The 26,084-nt window shown below is 47.8% G+C and carries 21 protein-coding genes; 5 read left to right on the top strand and 16 right to left on the bottom strand.

Features of this window, described 5'->3' with window-relative positions; genetic code table 11:
• Positions 1–135 precede the first annotated feature (135 nt).
• Both D829_RS0126865 and D829_RS0126860 read left to right on the top strand, forming a co-directional pair.
• Positions 136–1,347, top strand: a complete 1,212-nt coding sequence (locus D829_RS0126865; RefSeq protein ID WP_017692018.1) for a sensor histidine kinase — start codon at positions 136–138, stop codon at positions 1,345–1,347.
• 20 nt (positions 1,348–1,367) lie between these two features.
• Positions 1,368–2,057, top strand: a complete 690-nt coding sequence (locus D829_RS0126860) for a response regulator transcription factor (RefSeq protein ID WP_017692017.1) — start codon at positions 1,368–1,370, stop codon at positions 2,055–2,057.
• A 90-nt stretch (positions 2,058–2,147) separates the two neighbouring features.
• Here the strand turns inward: D829_RS0126860 and D829_RS0126855 are convergent, their stop codons facing one another.
• From D829_RS0126855 to ftsE, 5 genes are all read right to left on the bottom strand, one after another.
• The gene (locus D829_RS0126855; RefSeq protein ID WP_017692016.1) at positions 2,148–3,476 is read right to left on the bottom strand and encodes a PDZ domain-containing protein; all 1,329 of its coding nucleotides are present in this window, start codon (positions 3,474–3,476) and stop codon (positions 2,148–2,150) included.
• Positions 3,477–3,540: 64 nt separating this feature from the next.
• Positions 3,541–5,013: a S41 family peptidase gene (locus D829_RS0126850; RefSeq protein ID WP_017692015.1), complete on the bottom strand. Its 1,473-nt coding sequence runs from the start codon at positions 5,011–5,013 to the stop codon at positions 3,541–3,543.
• 134 nt (positions 5,014–5,147) lie between these two features.
• Positions 5,148–6,431, bottom strand: coding sequence for a M23 family metallopeptidase (locus D829_RS0126845; protein WP_017692014.1), 1,284 nt, complete (start codon positions 6,429–6,431; stop codon positions 5,148–5,150).
• A 187-nt stretch (positions 6,432–6,618) separates the two neighbouring features.
• On the bottom strand, positions 6,619–7,536 hold the full coding sequence (gene ftsX / locus D829_RS0126840) for a permease-like cell division protein FtsX (protein ID WP_017692013.1): 918 nt from the start codon (positions 7,534–7,536) through the stop codon (positions 6,619–6,621).
• Positions 7,526–8,212 (bottom strand): cell division ATP-binding protein FtsE, encoded by a 687-nt coding sequence (ftsE, locus tag D829_RS0126835; RefSeq protein ID WP_026081444.1) that lies wholly within the window; start codon positions 8,210–8,212, stop codon positions 7,526–7,528. Before ftsE ends, ftsX begins: the two co-directional genes overlap by 11 nt.
• Positions 8,213–8,465: 253 nt before the next feature.
• On the opposite strand from ftsE, the gene D829_RS0126830 reads away from it, so the two are divergent.
• Entirely contained in the window at positions 8,466–9,899 is a 1,434-nt protein-coding gene (locus D829_RS0126830) for a VanW family protein (protein WP_017692011.1), read from the top strand.
• 234 nt (positions 9,900–10,133) lie between these two features.
• On the opposite strand, the gene D829_RS0126825 is transcribed toward D829_RS0126830, so the two are convergent.
• From D829_RS0126825 to D829_RS0126810, 4 genes are all read right to left on the bottom strand, one after another.
• Positions 10,134–11,687 carry an MDR family MFS transporter gene (locus tag D829_RS0126825; protein ID WP_017692010.1) on the bottom strand — a complete coding sequence of 518 codons (1,554 nt, stop codon included), beginning with the start codon at positions 11,685–11,687 and terminating at the stop codon, positions 10,134–10,136.
• 72 nt (positions 11,688–11,759) lie between these two features.
• The gene (locus D829_RS0126820) at positions 11,760–12,443 is read right to left on the bottom strand and encodes a hypothetical protein (RefSeq protein ID WP_152417158.1); all 684 of its coding nucleotides are present in this window, start codon (positions 12,441–12,443) and stop codon (positions 11,760–11,762) included.
• Positions 12,444–12,477: 34 nt separating this feature from the next.
• Positions 12,478–13,206 (bottom strand): polymer-forming cytoskeletal protein, encoded by a 729-nt coding sequence (locus tag D829_RS0126815; protein WP_017692008.1) that lies wholly within the window; start codon positions 13,204–13,206, stop codon positions 12,478–12,480.
• Between the two features lie 14 nt (positions 13,207–13,220).
• The gene (locus D829_RS0126810; protein ID WP_017692007.1) at positions 13,221–13,844 is read right to left on the bottom strand and encodes a YhbD family protein; all 624 of its coding nucleotides are present in this window, start codon (positions 13,842–13,844) and stop codon (positions 13,221–13,223) included.
• Positions 13,845–13,975: 131 nt separating this feature from the next.
• Between D829_RS0126810 and D829_RS0126805 the strand changes: the two genes are divergently transcribed.
• Positions 13,976–14,755, top strand: a complete 780-nt coding sequence (locus tag D829_RS0126805; RefSeq protein WP_017692006.1) for an alpha/beta hydrolase family protein — start codon at positions 13,976–13,978, stop codon at positions 14,753–14,755.
• Between the two features lie 218 nt (positions 14,756–14,973).
• Here D829_RS0126805 and argH read toward each other — a convergent pair whose 3' ends face one another.
• The 7 genes from argH to argC form a co-directional block, all read right to left on the bottom strand.
• On the bottom strand, positions 14,974–16,377 hold the full coding sequence (argH, locus tag D829_RS0126800) for an argininosuccinate lyase (protein ID WP_026081442.1): 1,404 nt from the start codon (positions 16,375–16,377) through the stop codon (positions 14,974–14,976).
• A 106-nt stretch (positions 16,378–16,483) separates the two neighbouring features.
• The gene (locus tag D829_RS0126795; protein ID WP_017692004.1) at positions 16,484–17,719 is read right to left on the bottom strand and encodes an argininosuccinate synthase; all 1,236 of its coding nucleotides are present in this window, start codon (positions 17,717–17,719) and stop codon (positions 16,484–16,486) included.
• A gap of 93 nt (positions 17,720–17,812) precedes the next feature.
• Positions 17,813–18,778, bottom strand: a complete 966-nt coding sequence (argF, locus tag D829_RS0126790; RefSeq protein ID WP_017692003.1) for an ornithine carbamoyltransferase — start codon at positions 18,776–18,778, stop codon at positions 17,813–17,815.
• Positions 18,779–18,965: 187 nt separating this feature from the next.
• The gene (locus D829_RS0126785) at positions 18,966–20,219 is read right to left on the bottom strand and encodes an aspartate aminotransferase family protein (protein ID WP_017692002.1); all 1,254 of its coding nucleotides are present in this window, start codon (positions 20,217–20,219) and stop codon (positions 18,966–18,968) included.
• Between the two features lie 370 nt (positions 20,220–20,589).
• Positions 20,590–21,429, bottom strand: a complete 840-nt coding sequence (argB, locus tag D829_RS0126780) for an acetylglutamate kinase (RefSeq protein ID WP_017692001.1) — start codon at positions 21,427–21,429, stop codon at positions 20,590–20,592.
• A gap of 356 nt (positions 21,430–21,785) precedes the next feature.
• The gene (argJ, locus tag D829_RS0126775; protein ID WP_026081441.1) at positions 21,786–23,012 is read right to left on the bottom strand and encodes a bifunctional glutamate N-acetyltransferase/amino-acid acetyltransferase ArgJ; all 1,227 of its coding nucleotides are present in this window, start codon (positions 23,010–23,012) and stop codon (positions 21,786–21,788) included.
• A gap of 143 nt (positions 23,013–23,155) precedes the next feature.
• Complete coding sequence (gene argC, locus D829_RS0126770) at positions 23,156–24,205, bottom strand: N-acetyl-gamma-glutamyl-phosphate reductase (protein ID WP_017691999.1); 1,050 nt, start codon at positions 24,203–24,205, stop codon at positions 23,156–23,158.
• Positions 24,206–24,535: 330 nt separating this feature from the next.
• Between argC and cls the strand changes: the two genes are divergently transcribed.
• Positions 24,536–25,984, top strand: a complete 1,449-nt coding sequence (cls, locus tag D829_RS0126765; RefSeq protein WP_017691998.1) for a cardiolipin synthase — start codon at positions 24,536–24,538, stop codon at positions 25,982–25,984.
• The last annotated feature ends 100 nt before the right edge of the window (positions 25,985–26,084 follow it).

Raw genomic sequence — 26,084 nt, 5'->3', positions numbered from 1 at the left:
GCGAAGGTACAAAAAGTCATGAATCGAAGGTGACTTAAGTCATCTCCTGATTCGAATGCTGCTTATGGTATAATCAAGGGCGCATTACCGAGAGATTTTCTACTCCACTTTTTATAAAAAGGATGTCATTTACATATGCCGATGCGGTTTCTGCAATACGGATTAATTATCGTTCCAGCAGTACTGTACATGTTGATGCTGCCCTTGGAAAACGAAGCCGTCTACACCCTGTATATCATCATTGCACTTGCACTCTCCGTGTGGAAAGATTTCAACCGTTCAAGTACACAGCAGTGGCTGTTGCTTCTGGCCGAAATACTCTGGAGCTGCTGGCTGATTGCAATATATGGACCATTTATGCTTTTCCTCTCTCTATCCGTGCTCTACGTGTATATATACAGACTGGAGGGAAGTCGGAGATGGTTGATGTTTGCAATTCAGCTTGTCGCTAACAATGTCGCTTTGCATTGGCATTATTCTGACCCACAGGCACCACAGCCAGGGTTAACCACACTAAATACAACCGCCACTACATTACTCTCCACAGAGACAACTGCGATGGTTCTTGGCAACCTGCTTCTGCTCATCACAGCGGCTATGTCCTGGCAGGGATCAAGAACGGCGAGCAGCCGCGGACAACTGGAACAAGTCTATGACGAACTTCGCAGCAAACATTATGAGCTACAAGAAGCGCGTGCGCAGCTGCTGTTATTTACAAAGCAACTTGAAGGAGTGGCTCAGGCAGAGGAACGCACTCGTATCTCAAGACAGCTTCATGACGATATCGGGCATCGACTGATTCGCACCAAAATGATGTCGGAAGCCGCCCTCCTGACCCTCCCCTTGAATATGGAACAAGGAACGGAAATGGTGAGACAGATTCGCGATCAATTGGCCGATAGTATGGATGATATGCGCAGCACACTACACAAACTGCAACCTAATTCCTATGCATCCGAAGCCTACGCCCTGGATCGTCTCCTAGAGGAATTGGGTAGAGATACCGACGTGAAGACAAATTATGAAGTTCATGGCACATCCCATGTGCTGTATCCCAGCATACAGATTGTTTTATACAAAAATGCCAAAGAAGCCCTGACCAATGCCCTGCGACACGGAAATGCTTCTTCAATCACCGTAGAACTGGTATTCGGGGATCAGGAAGTGTGTATGAGTGTAAGTAATGATGGCATAATCAATCCCCATTCTTCCAAGCGAAATGGTATAGGACAGGAAGGCATGCTTCTACGTACACAAATGGTGGGAGGAACCATGGAGATCCAATCGGCTTTTCCGTATACAGTGATTACACGCATTCCAATAACGAACCAGTTGAATATACTCTGAAAAAGGAAGTGAATGTTCTCATGTCCGTACGGAATGATGTAAACAACAAGAATGATTCAGGCCAGCCCCCACTTATTCGGCTGATTCTCGCCGACGATGACTACTTCATTCGCGAAAGCCTTAAAGTGCTGCTCGGACTGGGCTCCGGCATTAGTGTTACAGGCACGGCCTCAAATGGGCAGGAAGCGTTGGCATTGCTTGAAGCAGGAACGCCTGCGGACGTCGTGTTGATGGATATTCGGATGCCGGAATGTGACGGAGTTGAAGGTACACAACGCATAAAGGCACGTTTTCCTGAAATCCAGGTGCTCATGCTGACTACGTTTGACGACGATGAGTATATTATTCAGGCATTACAGAATGGAGCAAGCGGTTATTTGCTCAAAAATGTGCCCCCCGAGCGGATCATTCAAGGCATCAAGACCGTACATAACGGCGATATGTTAATCCATCCGGATATTGCCCGCAAGCTAACAGGACTTCTTCGTCCTGCTACAATTCCCCTGACCCAGAATTCAATCGAAGCCTATGGACTGACACGTATGGAGCTGGAGGTTGCCGAGGCCATATCGGAGGGGTTATCCAATAAGGAAATTGCCGCCAAATTGTTCCTCAGTGAAGGCACGGTCAAAAACTACGTCACGGATATTCTCGGCAAGCTGAGCTTGCGTGATCGGACCCAGATCGCCATCTTTATGTTAAAAAAATAACAAAAAAGGTATTTCCCTTGCCTGTGACGGCGCTCGGAAATACCTTTTTCATTGTTTTATTTATGCAACATACTTCATCACGTATGCTAGTTACATCTCCACGGACCCTTTATCACTGGCCACAGGAGCTGGCGGTAACGCCAAGGGAGCTTCGTCCCTATGTGGTTTTTTCAGACGGGCAAGCAATTTGAGGTTGATGATATGGAACAGCGTCAGTGGACGTAACCGAATCGCCCAGACCTCGTGATTGTCCGGTGCCATAATGACCCCAAGCTGATGATGCTCCCCTTCATAGATCGCTCGTTGCATGAACTTGCTTTCTCCCTGGTGATTTCGTACCTCGAGCTTGCAAAAAGCCGGGTTCATCCGCAGGGCACGATGTAACTCTTCCGGCGAATGAACCAACTTACCATTCACCTTGTACAATGTCTCTCCTGCTTCAATCCCCAAATCTGCAGCAGGACTCTCCGGAATAACAGCCAATACCTTCAACCCATGCTGCGGATGGACAAATACCGGACTGCGGTTTTGCTCTTCAAACGCGCTGTACCATACCAGAAATTCATGTCCAATAAATGCAATCAGCGCAGCAACCACCATGAGTGGAGACCACCATGCAGCAAGCAAACTGAACACGAGCAAAGTTGCCCCATATATCATCAACCGCTTGGATGAGATCTGCACCTTTTGTCCCGGAAGCATACTCTGCGTTATCTCACCAAATCCGAGCATAATCGGCAACGCAACCAGCATGTAACTATGACCTGCATTCATCAGTGGATTCCAAGCCAGTTCCGCGCCACTACCTGTGACTGGGACAAGAATCAGTAGGGGAATGGCCCAGAACTGTTGCAATTGATAACCACCAACCAGTTTCCCGCGTTTTCCCTCGAAGAGAAGCGGTGATGCCATCGATACCCCCTGCATCCGTACCAACAGGGCTTCACCCATATGTAGAAGGGCCGCCAGGACAAGCAGTGCAGGCATATCCAGGGTACGTAACGTTTCCGTTATACTCCCCATCCAACCCGATGGTTGCCAGCCTGAAGCCAGATTCAAACCAAATTGCAGCACACCCAGTAACCCGGCTGCGTAGGCAAAACACAGATACCGGATACGAAACAAGGATAAAATTAACGTTGCAGCCCATATGCATATCAGGCTTCCCAGTGTAAGATGTGCACCGAGGAATAGGGACACAATCGAGACGATGGTACCAATGAGTATGCCTCCGAGCACGGCACGAATCGTCTGTGTTATCGAGCTTTGCAAACGAACATGGAACAATTTACGCTCCTGTAGTAACTGACGATGATAGATGAGCGCAATCAGGATCACCGCAATATAATAAAACGGCTGAATAAACAACTGCAACAATGCTTCGCCTAATGTAGTTAACCACGGCCATACCCATTCCATTGTGGACGGTCACCCCTCTCCTTCAGCCGGTTCAGAAAAAAAGAAGGCTGAAAATCAGCCTTCTTTATGGCTTCGACACAGCGGACGAAATATCCTTTGAGACATTTTCGATCGCGCGTTTCAGCTGTGCATCATATTGAGGATTGGCAATACGTTCAATCAGAGCCGCTTCCAGTGATTCAGCGGTTTTCTCGTCAATCTGGCCTGTGGCCTGAATGCCTTTTTGCTTCTGGAATGCCTTGACCGCTTCTTCCGTCTTCTGGTCGTAGTATCCATCCACACGATCCGGTTTGAAATCGAGTCCTCTCAGCATCGTCTGCGCACTTTTCACATCCGTGCTATTGCTGTCATATTTCAGTGGTAACTTCTCTTTGTTAATCGGTGCCACCGAGAAATAATCCGGCTGGTCTACCGCGATATCCGGTTTGATTCCTTTTTCATGAATCCAGTCCCCGTTCGGAGTGAGCCACTTGGCAATGGTGATCTTCAGCAAGCTGCCGTCACCCATCTGCTTGTCATAACTCGTCTGTACGGTTCCTTTACCAAAGGAATTTTCTCCAATCAACTTGGCACCTGCTGACTGTTGTAATGCACCGGCCAAAATCTCCGACGCACTCGCACTGCCTTTGTTCATCAGGACTGTGACTGGATAAGCTTTGGCTGATCCATTGGATTTGCTTTGTTCCTTTTTGCCGTTTTTGTCTTCCACTTGCACAATAACCTTGCCTTTAGGAACAAACTGTTCAGCAATATCAATAACGACTTGCAATACACCGCCTGGGTCATTCCGTACGTCGATGACCAGACCTTTCATGTTCTGCTTCTCAAGCTTCGCCAATTCTTCCTTGAAGCGATCGCCTGTATTCAAAGAGAATTGAGTAATGGCAATAACACCAATTCCGCCATCCTCCATGTGAGCATATACGGTCTCCAGATCAATGTCATCCCGTACAATGACAAATTCAATCAGCTCGGAAGATCCGGCACGTTTGACCTGTACCTTCGCTTCACTGCCCTTGGGACCTCTGATTTTGTTAACAGCCTTGTTGAGTTCCAAACCTTGCAGGGATTCGCCGTTGACCGACATAATCATATCTTTCGCACGAATACCCGCTTTCTCGGCTGGAGATCCTTTGATTGGGGAAACAACAATGACATTTCCATCCTGTGAGGATACCTCTGCGCCAATACCGGTAAATGAACCTTCGATCGACTCTTCAAACTGAGCAGCCGTTTCCTGCCCCATATAGTTGGAGTACGGATCACCAAGCGATTCCATCATGCCGTTGATCGCACCGTCAATCAATTTGGTCTGATCCACGTCTTTATAATAGTTGCTGGAGATCAAATTCATCGCAGTTTCAATCTTTTTCAAATCGTTCTTCTGCTGTGAATTGCCGGTTACACTAGCCAGCAAACCTTCGCCCGCTGTGGTCTGGTTCGCTATTCCTGGATAAGTCATTAATACCAGGGTTAGCAAACTACCACCCAGGAGACCCACAATGACAAGCAGTAGCGCCGATCTTTTCTTCATCATCCGTTTGTCACCGCCTTTAGTTTTGAAGCGTGTCCGATTCCATTGTTTCTTGGACCCATTCCCTGAACATGCCAGCTTAGTATATGTCTAGCTTGTACGGAATATGTTTTTTCCATTCGGTGCTTACACAAATTTTACAGATAGTTCATCGGATTGACAGGAGTCCCGTTTTCACGTACTTCGAAATGCAAGTGCGGTCCCGTAGAATTACCGGTATTGCCTGATTCTGAGATCTTATCTCCACGTGAGACTGTATCACCTTTACTAACACTCAAACTACTGTTATGAGCATATAAGGTCCATAATCCTCCACCATGATCGATAATTACGGCATTACCATAACCACTCATCCATTCAGCAACAATCACGACACCACCGGAGACCGCTCGTACTGTCGTTCCTTGCGGAACAGCAAAGTCAACGCCAGCATGCAGTTTGCCCACTTCTCCGGTAATAGGATGTGTACGTGGACCAAACGAGGAGGAAATCCTTCCACCAGAGATAGGCATACTAAATACGCCATTGCCGCCTGAATATGAACTGGTTGAACCACTCGTGCTGCTATCCGAACTCACTCTGGTTAGTGTCTTGGCTGCAGCTTTCGCCCGGGCGGCTGCCGCGGCTTTTGCTTTGGCTGCAGCTGCAGCTTGCTGTTCACGCAATTTATTTTTCTCTTGAAGAAGTGCCGAACGTTTGCTGGCAATCTGCATTAATACATCTTCCTGCTCTTGTGTCAGCTCTTCTGACTCTTCAATTTTAGCATCATATGAAGCGAGAAGCACTTGCTTTTCCGCTTCTTTTTCATTCAATTGGGACTTGCGCTGTTTCTTCTGTGCATACAGACTCTTGGCTTCCGCATATTGCACATCCAATTCTGCCTTTTTGTCCACGACCAGTTGCTTGTCCGCTTTGTGCTCATCCAGCAGATGCTGATCCTGATCCACGATCGTTTTCAGTGAATCCGCACGGGTCAGGAAGTCAGTGAAGCTAGTAGAGGACAACAATACATCCAGATAGGATACAGCACCGTCTGTGTACATCAGGCGTACACGTGACTCCAACAATTTTTCCCTTGCAACGATGCGTTCTTCTGCCGCTTGCAGATCTTTTTTCGTTGTACGGAGATCTTCCTCCGTGTTCTCGATCTGCAAGGATACACTGGCCAGTTCATCACTAACGACATTGATCTGTTCCATGACAACCTTCAGATAAGCGTTGGTTTTGTTCTTGTAATGCTGCGCTTCCTTTTTGTTGGAAGCCGCTTTTTTTTGCTCCTGCTTGGCAGAAGCCGCCTTGCTCTCCAGTTGCTGAATCTGCTGGTCAATATCGCTGATGCTACTCTTGGCATATCCGTCAGAAGGTTGAAGTGTCAAACTGGCCAATAACGTAAAGGCCAGCAGCGAAGCGGTTTTTTTCAAAATGATGATCCCCCATCCTATGATTTCACAAGAAAGCAACCTGCACAGGTGGTGAACAGCATGTTCTTTGCTTTCTTCAATCTTAAAAGACTCCGTCTTTCCTACATATCGTCAAACAGCGCCCATTAATGAACCTGCTTTACCATTCTTTTCGACATATTCTGCAATTCGATCGTTGAAAACAAAATTAAACGTTGAGTGATTTTCGAATGGACAGTGTACTTCCCAAAATACCTACCAGCACACCGAGTCCGATCAACAGCGTTCCAAACAGCACCCAGATTTCGCCGAGCGGAATCAAGTTAAGCATCTGCATGAAGACATCCTGACCAATCGTGTTCATCAACTGGCTGTACCCAACAAACAGCACACCAACCGTAATGACCGAGCCAATAAATCCAATGAGTGCACCTTCAATAAAGAAAGGCCAGCGAATAAAGGTATTGGTTGCGCCAACCAACTTCATAATTCCGATCTCCCGGCGACGTGCCAGTATCGTTACGCGAATCGTATTCGAGATCAGGAACATGGACATGAGACCCAGTCCCCCGACAAAAATAAATCCGATGTTACGAACAAGCTTCGTAAATTTGAACAATACTTCCACCGTTTCCTTGCCGTAGTTCACTTTCATGATCGGCTTCTCCGGGTGTTTTTCGTTCAAAGCTTCGATTTTTTGCGCCACAAAATTGACGGTTTCCGGTTCAATGACCTCAACTTCAATGGTCTCCGGCAGTGGGTTGTTGTCCACATCGAAACCGCTAAGCACGTTATCTGCACTCTCTCCAAGACGTTCACGGAACTCCTGAAGTCCCTCTTCCTTGGAAACAAAACGAATCTCACTTACTTCAGGCATCGCGCTGATTTCTTGCTCCAGTGTGTTACGCAGGTTCTCGTCCACATTCAGTTCGAGGAACGTGCTGATCTCCACCTGGCTATCAACCTGATTCGCCATGGAATTTACATTGAGCACCAGCAACATGAACACACCAAGAATCAACAGCGACACAATGATGGACATGATGGAGGCTACGGACATCCAGCCGTTGCGGAATACGTTTTTGAATCCCTCCCGCAGATGGCGCAAGAGAGTACTAAAATTCATAACCGTATTCCCCTCTCATCTGATCCCGTACAATCCGTCCACTTTCGATAGCGATTACCCGTTTACGCATCGTATTCACGATATCTTTGTTGTGGGTCGCCATAACAATCGTTGTTCCCCGGAAATTAATCTCATCCAGCAGTTGCATAATGCCCCATGACGTCTCCGGATCGAGGTTACCTGTAGGCTCATCCGCGATAATAACCGATGGGTTATTGACGATAGCCCGTGCAATGGCAATACGTTGCTGTTCTCCACCCGAGAGCTGTGAAGGTTCACGATTTGCTTTACTGCGCAGTCCCACCAAGTCGAGTACTTCCATCACTCGTTTCTTGATATGACGCTTCGGTGCTTCAATAACTTCCATGGCAAATGCCACATTCTCAAATGCTGTCATCCGCGGCAACAGACGAAAATCCTGGAACACAACGCCGATGTTACGACGCACATAAGGAATCTTTCTTGGCTTCAACTTACCAATATTAAATCCGTTAATGGATATTTGTCCTTTGGTCGGAACTTCTTCTCTGTACATCAATTTCATAAATGTCGATTTACCTGCGCCGGACGGACCGACGATATAGACAAATTCATTGCGGTCGATCTTCACCGACACCCCTTGTAATGCGTGGGTCCCATTGGCGTAGGTCTTCCACACGTCCTGCATTTCTATCACATCATCACTTCCTGCTCGCATAGTTAGCCATTATCATTTCGACACAATCCCGGCATTTCCTTTAAAAAGACCTGAATTTCATCAGGGAAAATCCACTTCGATCCTGTTTCGATGGTGAAGCATGGATTCATATGTTGTTTATTGTAACAAATTTGTTACCTATTGAGTACCCGAAAGTTTTCCTGCATTGGATCATATATATAGAAAGTGTTACAAAGTGCGGAACAACAGAAGTATAAAGGAGCGTACGGTTATGAAAAAAATACATTTGACGGTCATTGTTCTATTCTCCATCCTCTTGATCGGCTCCGCGTCTTATGGATTGCTGTACATGTACGTGAATCAGCCTGCCCTGCCCAAAGATGTTCATGTAGGCGGCATGCTGGTGGAAGGGAAAAATCGCAAGAACGTATTGCATGAATTGGATGAACAGGTCCAAAAGCTGGAGGACTGGCCTGTCACCTTTGAAGTGACTGAACCCAACCCCCAGACGATGTCGTATACCGCAGCTCAGGTGGGGGTGAGCTACAACGTTAACAGCTTAAAAACCGCGATACAGCAGCTGGAGGAAGGTAACCTGTGGGAACGCGCTTATGCACGTTATCATTTTCCGAAAGAGTTCTCTCTCGATATGAGCTACGACTTACGGTCACTTCAAGAACATCTCAGCCCTGCCTGGGAAAAAGAAACCTTCGGTACACCTGCGGACGCTGTTCGCCGCATTACCGCAAGTGACAAAGTCCAGTATATCCCGGAAAAGGGCGTCTGCCGGATTGATTGGGATACACTCACAAATCTCATTCAGACGAAGCTGCACAGGGATTTCAGTGTACTGAGCCCGGATGAGAAACCCGCCCCACTGCTGATCCAGGTACCACTGTATACGCTGAAGCCTGAAGTAACTCTTGATTCGTTACGCCAGGAAGGCATTGACCGAAAGATCATCCAGTTCTCCACGGATCTGGGCAATAGTAGTGAAGGCCGGATACATAATGTCAGCGCAGCGGCGGAAGCGATTAACGGCATGATTTTGCCACCAGATGCCACATTCGATTATGAGAAGGTCGTCCGTAAAGCTGAAAAGGAGTATGGGTTTCGTGAGGCACCGGTCATTGTCAATGGAAGACTCACCCCCGGAATTGGCGGGGGAATCTGCCAGGTATCCAGTACGGTGTATAACGCAGCGCTATTGACGGGTCTTGATATTATTGAGCGTCGCAACCATTCCCTGCCGGTCAAATATTTGCCAAAAGGGCTGGATGCCACCTTTGCCTCTGGAGCCATCAACTTTCGCTTCAAGAATAATACCGGAAAATCCTTACTCATTCATGCAGAGGTGAAGAACCACCAATTGATGGTGAAATTTTTCGGCACATTCCCCAAGAATGTCAGCTATGCACTTGAATCTCGTACCATTGAAACATTAAGTGTTCCGGTAAAGTATGTGTCCAGTACTGTACTGCCTGATGGTGCCCAGCAGGTGCTGCAAGACGGACAGCCTGGATATATTGTCGAGACGGTAAGAACCAAGAGGCTAGACGGCAAAGTGGTCGAATCCAAAACGATCACACGAGATACGTACAAAGCTCAGAATCGTCTAATTGCCCGCTCCGGTCATAGCAGCCTGCCTGATCCACAACAGCCTTCTGTTGTCGAGGATGGTATTAGCGATACCAAACAACCTTAGGCCCCTTGCTCGGAACATCTGGTAACTTATGCAGCATTGTAAAGCAAAAAGAAGATCCTTCCGTAATTCAGTAATTCCTGGATAAGCTGAGCATACGAAAACGAAAAGACACACTTCCCTCCCCTTTTGGGGATACGAGAAGTGTGTCTTCACATGTTTTAAGATATGTTATTTGAGTTTTAGCAAGCTAAGATTAGCTGTAATACCGTAACTTACGTTTTACTGCATAACGGCTCAATGACCGCCTGTGTATTCGCCTTGCTCTTCGCCTACAACCATCTTCTCTCTTCCCATGAAGAAGGAAGCGACCAATGCGAGTGCAGCCGGAATTACAGCCCAGGCAAATAACTGCACGATGGAAGAGGAAAGGGCATGTGTGATGGTATCCAGCACCTGAGGCGGAATCGCCTGTCTGAGTTCTGGTGAGAGCAACGCATGTGGATCGGTCAGATCCACTCCCTGCGGCACCCCACCCGCAGAAGCACCGCCTGCTTCCGCAGCTGAACCAGTGAGGGCATCATTCATTTTACGCGTAAACACCTGGCTCTGTACGATACCAAAGATCGTAATACCCATCGTCATACCGAGGGAACGCAAAAAGTTAAGTGTGGAACTCGCCGCACCGCGTCTTTGCGGTTCAAACGCATTCATCGCTGCATTGCTAAGTACGGAGAACGAAGCACCGACACCCAGACCAACCATCACCATATAAATACGTATCGTCCAGAGGGAAGAACCCTCATCCAGTGTAGTCAGCAATCCGAGTCCAATGACAAGTAAGGCCAACGTAGGAATCATGATATTGCGATACTTGATTTTGGTCATCAACACCCCGCCCAAGGATGCCGTCACAACAGATCCAAGCATCATGGGCAGCAGCACAAGACCGGAGTTGGTCGCTTTACCACCAAGTACCCCCTGTATGAAGATCGGAATGTACACGGATGCTGTAATGAACGCCGCACCACTGAACATACCAATAACGTTACTGGACCAGTAGACCCGGTTGCGGAACATGCTGAAGGAGATGATTGGTTCTTTGGCTTTGGTTTCTGCAAAAAGGAAGAGCAGCGCTAATGCTACAAATCCGGCAAACAAGCCAAGAATCTGCCACGAACCCCAGGCAAATGTTTTGCCGCCCAGTTCCAGACCAAAGATCAGGCACACAACAGCACCGATCAGCGTTACAGCACCCAGCCAGTCAATCTGTTGGGAGTGATGCTGATGAGACTCTTTGTAGAAGAAGGCAATAAACACAAATGCAATCAAGCCTAGCGGCAGGTTAATATAAAATACCCATTCCCAAGTCGCATACTGGGTAATGTAAGCACCGAGCAGAGGTCCGAATACGCTGGAGAGGCCAAAGACGGCTCCAAACAATCCACCCAATTTACCACGAGATTCTGGTGCAACGACATCAAACATGATCGTAAAGGCAATCGGCACCAGGGCCCCCGCACCAATACCTTGAATCGCTCTGTACATCGTCAATTCCACAATAGACGTTGCCGTTCCGCACAGCGCTGAGCCAAGCATAAACACAATAATACCAAATACAAAAAACTTCTTCCGTCCATACATATCGGATAGCTTACCAAAGATCGGCATCCCTGCCATCTCAGCCACCATGTACGCGGAGGTAACCCAGACGAACTTGTCGAGCCCACCCAGCTTCCCGACAATATCCCCCATAGCTGTTGCCACGATGGTATTATCCATTGAAGCCATTAGTATGCTGAGCAGTAACCCTGCCAGCACCAATCCAATACTGTTTTTACGTGCAACCATTGTACTCAATCTCTCCATTCACGCTCTATTCATATGACTGAATTAGTATATCCGAAAAGAAGTATTCGTTAATCAGTCCAAGGACCGATTGCTTTGCAGCAAAACTTCCGATTGCGGATGAATGTGCAGAGATGAACGGTATTCCACTGTACCAATTCGGCAGCCAGGACCGATTTTTATTTTATCGCCACGGACAATCTCCACCTCCGTATTCTCTAATTCAATGTCATCACCTTCGATAATCTGTGCTTTGAGAATTGATTTATTCCCCGTAAACAAGTCATTCAACCGGCCACTCTTCACCGAGATGATGGAACCGCCCATTTCCTTGACCTCGGATGGACCCATGATTTTGAGCGTCATGTGTTCAGCGCTGAGCATCCCCGCTATCGTCAAACGCCCGTTCAGCTTGATATTTTCCGCCTGACAATCCCCTGACAGATGAAGTTCACCTACCACTTTTATATGCTCAGCTTTGGCATGCAGGCCAGATGCCTGGATTCCATCCTCACCATCGTTGCTGGCCTCTCGCTCTGTCAGAGTAAGGGTTCCGGTAATTTTAATATCTGTGGATTCAAGCGATCCGTATACGACCGATGTCCCCGTACATTTGAATCGATCACAATATAGATTGTCGTTAAAGGACGCGTCCCCTACGACCTTGATCTTGCCGTACACGCCACCAGAAGAACTACCATCACCAACGATGCTGATATCCATTTTTTTGTCCAATGAACGCCCCGGATTGTTATTCATGTCCATCCCATCCCTTTCTCTCCATATCCAAACTTTAAATTCGCTGACTGCTGCCCACCTTGGCATCCTGATCTACCTCAAGTTCACCTGAATACTCGACCAACCTGATGTTACAGCCGCGACCGATAAAAATGTTACTCCCCCGAACAATGTCAGCTTCGGTATCTTCCAGCACAATCTCATCACCCTCAATTAAGGATGTCTTAAAAGAAGGGGTCCCGCCAAGGCCAATACTTTTCCAAAATCCATTCTGTTGCTCCTTGCGACGAATATCGATACGCTCTCCGCCAATCTCTTTAGCCGAAGAAGATGTGTGAAGCCTGATCTCCACTATTCCCGCATTCAGAAAGCCGCTGATCTTAATATTGCCCTGTACATTCAGGGACTCACATTGGACATCGCCTTCAATATCGATCACACCGCCAATATCAATTCGTTCCCCATCCACTCTTCCACGTACGGTACACTTTCCGTTCACTTCAAGCTCAGGGCTATGGAGATCTCCGTTAATCGTCGTCATGCCATCCACACGAACACGAGAACTGGTCAAAGGACCGTTCAACGTACACATGCCGTTAATCGTTGCACTCTCGGTGCTCAAAGCGCCGTGCATCTTCAATGTCCCATTCACTTCCATAGAGGTGCAGTCCAGGTTGCCGTTCACCTTAGCCATGCCATCAATAGATACACGGTGAAAATTCCCGCCTGCCGTTTGACTTATGCCCGCCACATTCAGATCATTCCGCTTATTCCGCTCTTCCATAGATGATCCTCTCCTTATCCCAATTTGAGTTTTAATTCTTCCATAAATGTTCCCATCGGCTGTCTAAGAACCACCTTCACACCATTGTCAAAATAAAACTCCGTTCCTGCTGTCACCAGCATGAATGACGGGACACCCATCTTGCGAGTAAGCACCAGTTCGCTGGGTTTACCTGTGAAACGATAATAATGTTCAGACATCACTTCGATCAGCAACGTACCCTCTTGCCGAGTGATATCTCCGCTCATTAACAGCTTATCAAGGACGTAGAGCATCATAATCTGCTCCAAAGCATACAGCGATTGTTCAGGACCTGCTTCTTTCAATAGATCCAGCGAGATTTGTGAAACAATGTTTCGCTCTAACAATTGTTGTGCAGACATTTCCACTTCACCCAACGTAGGTGAGAACACGTCTGCCAGCTCATCCAGCGATAATCCGTCTTTCATATTGAGAATCTTGTCAATGCGCAGTAATATCTGTTGTTTTGGAAAAAAGGTCTCTTGTCCGGTGTAGGACGACTTCCGAATGAACCATTCTTCGGGAATGAGATTTTTCCTCTTCCAGCGGTATAACTGGCCGTATGAGATTCCTGTCAGGTCCAACAATTCTTTCTTGGAGATCAAATCATCCGTCATATATGGTCCCCCTTTTTATTGAAATGAGTGTAACATAACATTGTTACGTTGTAAAACGTTTGTTATTGCATTGAATGGGCATTGGGTATAACCTGTTAAATATGAACTTATGAAAGGGGTTTCTTATACTCATGGCACTTATTAAATGTGATTTTTACTCGGATACGCTCGGGCTTAGCACCAGCATGCATGTCATTCTGCCGCAACAAACCCACAATCAGATCGGTATGGAGAATGTGACCGGCAAAGGACTGCGCCCAACCCTGTACCTGTTGCACGGTCTGTCTGATGATGATTCCATCTGGCTGCGCCGGACTTCCATCGAACGTTATGTGGCCAACCTCGGGATCGCCGTTGTTATGCCACAGGTTCACCGCAGCTTCTACACAGATATGGTAGAAGGCGGACGTTATTGGAGCTTTATCAGTGAAGAACTGCCGGCACTTGCTCGTTCTTTCTTCCCGCTGTCAGATCAACGGGAGGACAATTTCGTTGCCGGATTATCCATGGGTGGCTATGGGGCGTTCAAGCTGGCCCTTCGTAAACCAGATCAATATGCTGCAGCTGCCAGTTTGTCTGGTGCTCTCGATATGTCTGCACATATGGATAGAAACGCATCCTCAGCATTGCAACAGACTGAGTTACAACGGATTTTCGGACCACAGGTGGCAGGCACTGAGAATGATCTGATTCATCTGTTAAAAGAAAGCCAACGCCAGCGGCCTCTGCTCTACCAATGTTGCGGAACGGAAGATTTCCTGTATGAAGATAATCAAACCTTCCGTCAAGCCTGTGAACAAACGAACTTCGAATTGACATACGAGGAAGGGCCTGGTGAACATGAGTGGGGCTACTGGGATGCCAAAATCCAGGATGTATTGAAATGGTTGCCTTTGCCCAAGCGCAATTAGTAGAGCATTGTAAAGTAACTTGTAATGAAGCGACTGCGTCTAATTAGACGGGTGCCCTGATACTTCGATGAGAGTATAACCTTGCGGTCACTGCTGGGTTGAATATATTCAGTTCACTTCGTTGTCGCTATAAAACATAAAAAAGCAGGCCATCGAGAACAAATTCTCTGGCCTGCTTTTGGCATTGTACACCTTGATAAACTATATTAGCGGTGGTATTAACCGCGGTTCGTAATCCATTGCTCGGTAATCTCCAATACCTTCTCACTGCGTCCAATGGCTTCAGCGACTTGACCCGAAGCTGTTCCGCCGTAAACATTACGAGCGTTCACTACCGCTTCCGGTTGCAGCACGTCATAGATCCGGTCATCAAACAGTGGTGAGAACTGACGGAATTCTTCAATCGTCAGATCCAGCAAATACTTGCTGTTCTGGATGCAGTACAGCACCGTTTTACCAATCACTTCATGCGCCTGACGGAAAGGCAAGCCTTCGCCTACGAGGAAATCGGCAATATCCGTAGCGTTGGAGAAATCCTGGTTGACTGCTTGACGCATACGATCCTTGTTCACTGTCATTGTAGCGATCATTGGAGCGAACAGTTGCAGTGCACCCTCCAGCGTTGCTACTGTGTCGAACATGCCTTCTTTGTCTTCCTGCATGTCCTTGTTGTATGCCAGTGGAAGAGATTTCAATACCGTCAGCAAACCGATCAGGTTGCCGTACACACGTCCTGTTTTACCACGAACGAGTTCAGGAACGTCCGGGTTTTTCTTCTGAGGCATGATGCTGCTGCCTGTGCAGAACGCATCATCCAGTTCAACGAACCCAAACTCCGTGCTGCTCCACAATACCAGCTCTTCACTCAGACGGGACAAGTGAGTCATGATCAGCGAAGCTGCCGCCAGGAACTCAACGATGAAGTCACGGTCGCTTACTGCGTCCAGACTGTTCTCGTACACGCCATCGAAGCCCAGTTGTTCCGCGACAAAATGACGGTCAATCGGGAATGTTGTGCCCGCAAGAGCACCTGCGCCCAGTGGCAGGATGTTAATGCGTTTGTAGCTGTCCATCAGACGCTCCGCATCCCGTTGGAACATGGAGACATACGCCATCAGGTGATGTGCGAACAGAATAGGCTGTGCCCGTTGAAGATGCGTATAACCCGGTACGATGGTATCGAGGTTATCTTTCGCTTGTCCAATCAGTGCTTCCTGCAAGGAGTGCAGCATGCCTACAAATCCAACGACGCGCTCACGCAGGTACAAGTGCATATCCGTTGCAACTTGATCGTTCCGGCTACGGCCTGTATGTAATTTACCGCCTACAGGACCAATCGTCTCGATCAGGTTTTTCTCAATATTCATGTGGATGTCTTCGTCCGATACGGAGAATTCCACTTCGCCCGCACGGATTTTGTGCAGAACGGTGATCAATCCTTCTTTGATGGTCTCTACATCTTCCGCCGGAAGAATACCGCATTTGCCCAGCATTGTCACATGGGCCAGACTGCCCTGAATATCTTCCTCAGCCAAAGCTTTGTCAAAATTGATCGATGCCGTATATTCCTCAACCAAATGATTGGTTTGTTTTGTAAAACGTCCTCCCCACAGCTTGCTCACGGTGAGTACTCCCCTTTCGCTCATGGACAAAGCCGCTCCTGCCAGATATGCAAGAACGGCCTGCCTTGTCATTTATATTGATATAGCTCTATGATGCAGGTTGAAATTAGTTTTTGTTTTGCTCCACGCCGGAGTTTACTTTCAAACGCAGTGCATTCAGGCGGATAAAGCCTGTTGCATCACCTTGATCGTAGGCTTGCGTTGGATCAGCTTCCATCGTTGCGATGTCCGGATTGTAGAGGCTGACAGGACTTTTCACACCTGCGCCGATGATGTTGCCTTTATACAATTTCACACGAACGGTACCTGTTACATTTTTCTGGCTTTCAGTCACCAGCGCTTGCAGCGCCAGACGTTCCGGTGCGAACCAGAAGCCGTTGTAAACGAGTGTGCTGTAACGTGTGATCAGGCTATCACGCAGGTTCATCACTTCACGGTCCATCGTGATGGACTCCATTTTGCGATGTGCGGTGAACAAGATTGTTCCACCCGGTGTTTCGTACACACCACGGCTCTTCATCCCAACAAAACGGTTCTCAACCATATCTACACGGCCAATACCATGTTTGCCACCCAGCTCGTTCAGTTGCTCCATCACTTGCAATGGGCTCAAACGCTCACCGTTCAGTGCAACACAGTCGCCTTGTTCGAACTCCAGTTCAACATATTCTGCTTGATCCGGTGCATCTTCAGGTGCACTGCTCAGCAGGAACATGTCTTTGTTTTCGTCCGCACTTGGATCGAACCAAGGATCTTCGAGCACACCGCTCTCATAGCTGATATGCAGCAAGTTACGGTCTGTGGAGTATGGTTTAGCCGCAGAAGCGGTTACCGGAATACCATGTTTTTCAGCATAAGCAATCATCTCGGCACGTCCCGGGAATTGGTTACGGAATTCTTCCAGACGCCAAGGTGCAATTACGTTAATGTCTGGTGTCAGTGCAGCCGCGTTCAGCTCGAAGCGAACTTGGTCATTTCCTTTACCTGTAGCGCCGTGAGCGATGGCTGTAGCACCTTCTGCACGAGCGATGTCCACCATACGTTTAGCGATCAGTGGACGAGCGATACTTGTACCGAGCAGGTATTGTCCTTCATAAAGGGCACCAGCTTGGAACATTGGATAGATGAAATCTTTTGCGAATTCATCGCGCAGATCGTCGATGTATACTTTGGAAGCGCCTGTTGCCAGTGCTTTTTCCTCCAAACCGTCCAGTTCATCCTTTTGTCCAATATCCGCTGTGAATGCAATAATCTCTGCGTCATACGTTTCTTTCAACCATTTCAAAATTACAGATGTGTCCAACCCGCCTGAATATGCGAGTACAATTTTTTCCTTAGCCATGTTCAATGGTCCTCCCCAAGATCAGTTGCTATAAACTTTTATCTATCATCGCGAAATCTGCGCCTAAAATCAACCCATAAAGACAAACAGCATCTATTCGCTCATTAACGCAGCCATTAATGCCTTCTGTGCATGCAAGCGATTCTCCGCCTGATCAAAGATCAGGGAGTTCGGTCCGTCAATTACACCGGCACTCACTTCTTCGCCGCGGTGTGCTGGCAGACAATGCAAGAACATGTAGTCCGGCTTTGCGCCTTTCATCAGTTCCTCGTCCACTTGATATGCGGCAAATGCCTGCTCCCGAATCTTCTGCTCTTCTTCAAAGCCCATGCTTGCCCATACATCCGTGTACACGATATCTGCATCTTTGGCTGCTTCTTGTGCACTGTAGGTTACAGTCACTTCAGAACCGCTCTCCTGTGCGATAATGCGTGCCTGCTCCACAACTGCGCTATCCGGCTCATAGCCTTCTGGCGTTGCTACAGCAACATGCATACCCATCTTCGCTGCTCCGAGCATCAGGGAATGTGCCATGTTGTTGCCATCTCCGATGTAAGCCATTTTCAGACCTGCGAGCTTGCCTTTGTGCTCCAGCACCGTTTGGAAGTCTGCCAGTACCTGACAAGGATGCGCTGCATCGCTCAGGCCGTTAATGACTGGAACATCCGCATGCTCTGCCAGTTCAGTTACATTATGGTGTCCAAAGGTACGGATCATAATGCCGTCCAGGTAACGTGACAATACTTTGGCTGTATCATGTGTTGTTTCCCCGCGACCCAGCTGGATATCATTTTTGCTCAGGAAGAGTGCGTGTCCACCCAATTGGAACATACCCACTTCAAAGGATACACGCGTACGTGTAGATGATTTTTCAAAAATAAGTCCGATCGTTTTGCCTTTCAACGGTTGAAAAGGTACACCGCTTTTCTGTTTGCCTTTAATCTCAATTGCGAGATCAAGCAGATAACGAATCTCCTCTGCCGTGTAGTCCGTGAATTCGATAAAATCCCGGCCTCTCAGATCAATCTTTTGAACCTTTTCCGTCTGTTGTGCTGTCATGTATAATGTCCTCCTTATTTCCGGTTCCCTGCACCCGCATGGGCAGAAGAAAGCAACACTAACATCATGTCGTGGTGCTTCTCCAGTTCATCTTCCGCAAGTTCACCGCGCGGCTACAGGGATTCATCATCTCATTCTGCTTCGAGGCCGGTAATGGCCCCGAGACAGAAAGGTTCTCATTTTTATGTTAGGCTTTCGCCGCTACGTGCTCTTCGATCAATGTGCCTACCAGAGATACGGCCTCGTCGATCTCTTCTTTACTCACATACAGGTTCGGAAGCAAACGAATCACATTCGGTCCTGCAGAGACGAACAAGATACCGCGTTTTTGCCCAGCAAGCACAATATCACCTACCGGCTCAGCACATTCAATACCGACCAACAATCCCAAACCACGAACTTCCTTCACAAAGGAGTTACCCGCCAAACGATTCCGCAGGGAGCTCATCAGGTATTCGCCCATCTCCGCTGCACGCTCTGGCAAGCGATCTTCCAGCATCGTTTCGATTGTTGCGATTACAACGGATGAAGCAAGTGGTGTTCCTCCAAATGTCGTCGCATGGCTACCTGGTGTGAACGCATCCCGCAGGAAACCTTTACCCAGCATCGCGCCTACAGGGAAACCACTGCCGATACCTTTGGCAACGGTGAACACGTCTGGCTCAATACCATAATGTTCGTGCGCGAACAGTTTGCCTGTACGTCCCATTCCCGTTTGTACTTCATCGACAATGAGCAACAACCCGTGCTCGCCACACAATTTCCGTACATGTTTGACGAATTCCGGCTCAACCGGATATACACCACCCTCGGCCTGAACCATTTCCAGCATAATAGCTGCTGTGTTGGGTCCAATTGCTGCTTCAAGTGCAGGGATATCATGCAAAGGTACAGTTACAAATCCCGCTGGCAATGGTAAAAATCCTTCTTTCACCTTATCCTGTCCGGTTGCTGTCAATGTAGCGAGTGTCCGTCCATGAAAGGACTGGGCAAATGTGATCACTTCATAGCGATCTGTGCCTTTCACCTTCTGGTGATAACGACGTGCGACTTTAATAGCTGCTTCGTTCGCTTCGGCACCACTGTTACAGAAAAACACTGCGTCAGCACACGTATTGGCTGTCAACAATGCTGCTGCTTTCTCCTGGCCTGGAATCTGGAACAGGTTGGACACATGCCACAGCTCATCAATCTGAGCTTTCAGCTTGGCTCCGACTTTCTCCGGTGCATGGCCCAGGCTAGTTACAGCGAGACCGCACATGAAATCGAGATAACGGTTACCCTGATCATCCCACAACCAGCTGCCTTTACCTTTGACCAGACTGATTGGATAACGCGCATACGTTTGGAAAAGCGAGCTTTCCGTCTGTGCCGCTGCACCTGTTGCTGTTGCGCCCGCTACCGCTGTGCCAGAACCTGGCTGTTCGTTGCCTTTTGCCATGACCATATCACTCCTTATTGGTTGGTGCACGAGCAATTATATAAGAACCCTGATTTACACTAGACCACCCGATTGCAGAAATATCTTTCGAACGTATGCATACTTCCACTTCGATGACAGAACAACCTTCCGATCGCTGTTATCCCTGGATTTTTTTTATTCCCCTTCAATGGGGAAAATCCTGTGATAAAGGCGCACGCTCCGCTTCTTCAGGTTATTTCTGTCCTCTCCGTTATGCATTTTTATTCTTCAGATTGGTTCTGCACCCTACGTTATTGTGTGTGTAATATTAGATTTCTTATATAAAAAAGCCGTGCACATATTTTTTTATATAATATACGGCTATTCAGACCCTAGCGTATCGAGCAAATTATTGCATACGGATGATTCTTGTTCCGATGATTTCTCCGCCGAGCACTCGGCTCAGGATTTGGGGTTCGCTGCCGTCTACGATGACGACCTCACGTACTTGACCATGAATACATGCGATTGCTGCACGCACTTTGGGAATCATGCCACCATAGATTTCTCCGGTCTGGATCATGTCCTCAATCTCTTGTACAGATACGGATGGCAGTACTTTTTTCTCGCCGCCTACGTTCTTCATGATGCCTGGAACGTCGGTCACGACAATCATCCGACTTACGCCGAGATGAGACGCCACTGCACCGGCAGCTGTATCTGCATTTATGTTATAGCGTTGTCCCGTTGCATCTACACCAACTGGTGCGATAACCGGCATGTATCCCATGTTCACGATGCCTTGGATAATCTCTGCGTTCACACCAGTGACATCGCCTACCCAACCGATCTCTGCGTGGTTTGTAACAGGTTTAGCCTGGATCAGGCCCCCGTCCACGCCAGACAAGCCGAGTGCACGACCGCCCACACGCTGAATCAGGCGCACGATCTGTTTGTTGATACTTCCAGCGAGCACCATCTCCACTACGTCCAGCACAGGTTCAGTCGTTTTGCGCAAGCCATTAACGAATTCGGTTTCGATACCAAGCTTCGCCAGGTTATCCGAGATCGCAGGACCTCCACCATGCACGATAACTGGCTGTGTACCCTGGGACTGCAAGTCACGTAGATCCGCAAAGAAAGACTCAGGCAATGCTGCCAGCGTGCTGCCTCCACATTTCATGACAAACATCTGTTTCTCTGTGCTCGCTTCCGTAGCGGTACTCTCGTTTGGCATTGTTGAATTCATGAGGGCAAGCTCCTTTCGTTCAAATATTATAAAAGGCTTAACACTTAAGTAAATCCATGTTAGACGGGTCTAGCCGTTACAAATTCGGATCGTTCTTTTGATCGCTGTTGTCTCCAGGTTTTTTTGATTCCCTTATTTAAAGGGAAAACCCAGAGACAGCTTATGCTTCCGATGCAGCTTTCTTTCAGAAAGCTTTTAGGCGCACGCTTCGCTTCTTCAGAATCGATTCCGACTTTTTCACTATCCCCGTCAATGATCAAACTCAAAAGTTTAATCCTTATAGATGTTCTACATATTTTTACAAAGCAGCTTTTCAATCATGAAGCTGCTAGATTATTAAAACTAAATGCAAAATATTACGTGCGGTATGCTGCGTTAATTCGGACGTAGTCATACGTCAGGTCACAGCCCCAGGCTGTTGCCGTTCCTTCGCCGTGGTGCAGATCCACCACAATGCGAACTGTATCGGTCTGCAAATAAGCCAATGCCAATTCTTCGTCAAACACGACTGGGCGAGACTGTGCGAGTACCGAGATCTCTCCCAAACGAATATCCACGGTATCCGGGTTCACCGGTTGTCCTGCACGCCCTACGGCTGCAATAATCCGTCCCCAGTTGGCATCAGCGCCAAACATGGCTGATTTCACAAGACTCGAACCGATGACAGTTTTCGCGATTGCTTGCGCGGACTCATCACTTACTGCTCCTGTAACTTCTACCTCGACCAGCTTGGTTGCTCCTTCACCATCTCGAGCAATGGCTTTGGCCAACACTTGGCATACATAGGTGAAGCCGGCTGCAAAAGCGTCCCAATCCGGGTGCTCCATCGTCAGCTCTTCATTGCCTGCATAACCACTGGACATGGCTACCAGCATGTCATTTGTACTTGTATCCCCATCTACGGTAATCATGTTGAATGTATGATTCGTAGCCTGGCGCAGCAGGCGCTGCAACGCTTCTGCACCAATGACCGCGTCAGAGGTCATAAAAGCGAGCATTGTCGCCATATTCGGATGAATCATACCCGAGCCTTTGGCGGCACCTGCAATTGTTACCGTCTTGCCGTTAACCATAACGGAGACGCAGGCTTCCTTTTTCACCAAATCCGTTGTCAGAATCGCTTGTGAAAATTGCTCCGCCTCATTCGACTCCTTGCCCATATGCGCTGGAAGTCCGGTGATGCCTGAATGTACAGCATCCATCTTGAGCAATTCCCCAATGACACCTGTGGATGCCACAGCCACGTCCTCTTCCGCCACACCCAACTCACGCGCAGCAGCCGAACGCATCGCATAAGCATCCTCTTCACCTTGTTGCCCTGTACATGCATTGGCATTACCACTGTTAACGATAACAGCTTGAAGGCGTCCATTGCTCAAGCTTTCGCGCGTTACTTTGAGTGGTGCTGCCTGAAACACGTTCGTTGTGTATACAGCAGCAGCTGTAGCCGGTACATCACATCGAATCGCTCCGATGTCATTGCGAGATGTTTTTTTCAATCCGCAGTGAAGTCCACCAGCAGTGAATCCCCCAGGGGTTACAATTGTTCCGTTCTCAACCACGGTAAAAGTATGTTGCTCCACATTCGTTCCCATATCATATCCCCCGTATGCGTTCAGCTATATGCTGATGATCGCCTGCTTAACCTGATCCCATATCTCCCTAAGTGACTCTGAGAGAGCACTTTTACACCAAATGTTCGGTGCTCCTCTTGAATTCCAATCCCTTATGGATATACCGGTGTCATGTTCAGCCCGAGGTTCTCCTCCCATCCCATCATCAGGTTCATATTTTGAATCGCTTGCCCGGACGCACCCTTCACCAGGTTGTCGATGACCGAAATAATCGTCAAACGCCCTGTGCGAGGATCTACCGCAAATCCGATATCACAATAGTTGGATCCGTACACTTCCTTGGTAGAAGGCCAGATACCCGGTTCACGTACACGTACGAAAGGTCTGTTCTCATAATATTTGCGGTACAAATCTACGATCTCCCGGTCGCTGTGTTCCCCAACAAGTTTTGCATACATCGTACTCATGATTCCACGTGTCATTGGCACCAGATGTGTTGTGAAGGTAACCGTAACAGGCGTTCCCGTTATACTGCCAAGCACTTGTTCGATCTCGGGAATATGTTGATGTTTATTAAGTTTATAGGCTTTTAAATTCTCATTCATCTCTGCATAATGGTTTGTCAGACTTGTTCCGCGTCCCGCTCCGGATACGCCTGATTTAGCATCAATAATAATAGTGGAAGGGTCAATCCAGCCTGCCTCTACAGCAGGGATCAGTCCAAGAAGTGTAGCCGTTGGATAACAGCCTGGGTTGGATATAAAATTCTGTCCCTTCACTTCTTCGCCATACACCTCAGCCATGCCGTATACCGCTTGTTCCAGCAAAGCAGCTGAAGGCGCCGGATGTTTATACCACTCTTCGTACACCGTTCCATCCTTAAGTCTGAAATCGCCAGACAGGTCAATCACCTTAAGGCCTGCTGCCAGCAGGCTTGGTACGAGCTTTGCACTTACGCCGGACGGGGTCGCTGTGAATACCAGATCCGCACGACTCGCAATTTCAGCCGGATCTACACCGTCGAGTGGCCTGTGAATCACGTCCGTCAAATGCGGAAATCCATCTGCGATGGACTCACCACTGCTCGATGATGAGATCACCGATGTGATTTCAACCTGCGGATGGTTCTGGAAAAAACGAATCAGCTCCACCCCGCCGTAGCCGGTGGAACCGACGATTGCTACTTTTAATTTGTTATTCACTCTCGCTCCCCCAATCTCGATGTATGCGCTACTTGTGCTATGTCCTTGCCTGAAGGATACTTGAACACAGCAATTCCGTCGCTTATATGCATATTTGTGTATTATTATACGACTCTGGTTATATAAATACAACACTCTATCATCAATTTCACATGGATTTCCATCCAATCCGAACATATCTTTTTTAACATCCGGGACGAACAGGTATACATCTGTTAAAATACGTATTAGTAGGAAACATTACAATCAGGGTCTCATTCATAACTAACCTGCTAATCAAAGACATATGAATAGATTCATGATGGTCATTATGAGACGTGGGGGACTATAGTGCATATCGAAGCCATTTTACTTATTGTGCTCCTGGGCCTGAATATTATTTTTGCAGCAGCAGTCGTTTTCTTCGAACGGAAGGATGCCAGCGCTTCCTGGGCTTGGCTGCTTGTCTTGAACTTTATTCCGGTGTTTGGGTTTGTACTTTATCTTTTAACCGGTCAGAACCTGACCCGATATCGGCTTTTCCAGTGGAAAGAACGTAAGAAACTCGGGCTAGAGGAACGTATTGAAGCCCAACTCACACAATTGCACGATAACCGCACACCCTTCCGCAACCAAGCAACCGAGAGTAGCCAGGACATGATCTATATGAACCTGAAGCAGAACGGTGCTCTGGTGACGGAAGATAATGCGGTCGAGATCATTACGGACGGAACAGATAAATTCCAGCGGCTCTTGGACGATATCGAAGCGGCTAAGGATCACGTGCACGTGCAATACTACATTTATAGAAGCGACCGTCTGGGCAAAAGAATCCGGGATGCACTCATCCGCAAAGCGCGGGAAGGCATCAAAGTTCGTTTGCTGTATGACGCGCTCGGATCACGGCGGGTATCAAAACGCTTTTTCAAAGAATTGCGCGAAGCAGGCGGTTTGGTTGAAGTCTTTTTCCCATCCAAATTCAGTCTGATCAACTTGCGTATGAACTACCGGAACCACCGTAAGATTGTCATCATCGATGGTAACCTTGGCTACACGGGCGGGTTTAATGTCGGAGATGAGTATCTCGGCTTGAACTCGAAGTTCGGTTACTGGCGCGACACACATCTGCGTATTCAAGGAAATGCTGTTCATGCGCTGCAGACCCGTTTCCTTCTGGATTGGAATGAAGCGTCCAAGCAACACGACACACCTTATGTTCCGGCGCATTTCCCTCATATCGAGGGTACAGGAAAGATTGCCATGCAGATTGTCTCCAGTGGACCGGATGCAGAGACGGAGCATATTAAGAACAGCTATCTCAAGATGATTAACGGAGCCAAACAATCGATTCTGATTCAAACGCCTTATTTTATCCCGGATGCCAGTGTATTCGAAGCTATTCGTCTCGCGTGTCTGTCCGGCATTGACGTTCGCATCATGATTCCAAATAAACCCGACCACGCCTTTGTATATTGGGCTACGCTATCTTATATTGGTGAGTTGCTGAAAGTTGGCGCCAAAGTATTTATATATGATAATGGCTTCATTCATGCCAAAACACTTATCATTGACAGTTTGGTTGCATCCGTGGGAACCGCCAATATCGACTACCGCAGTTTCCGGTTGAACTTTGAGGTTAATGCTTTTATGTATGATGAAACGATTGCGACAGCACTTGTACAAACCTTTGAGCACGACCTGCATGTATCGCGGGAAATGACGCTCGATGAATACCAAAAACGCAGTCTAATCATTCGCTTCAAAGAAGCCATTTCCCGTCTGTTATCTCCGATTCTGTAGCATCTATAGTAATAGTAGAAAAGCAGGCACATCCTCTACCTCCATTTCGGAGAAGGATATGCCTGCTTTTTTTGATGAAGTCATTTCTTATGAGCCTACA

This window comes from Paenibacillus sp. PAMC 26794 (assembly GCF_000316035.1).
Lineage (GTDB): Bacteria > Bacillota > Bacilli > Paenibacillales > Paenibacillaceae > Paenibacillus.
Note: the sequence above shows the minus strand (reverse complement) of the source record. Positions and strands in the feature narration are given on the sequence as shown.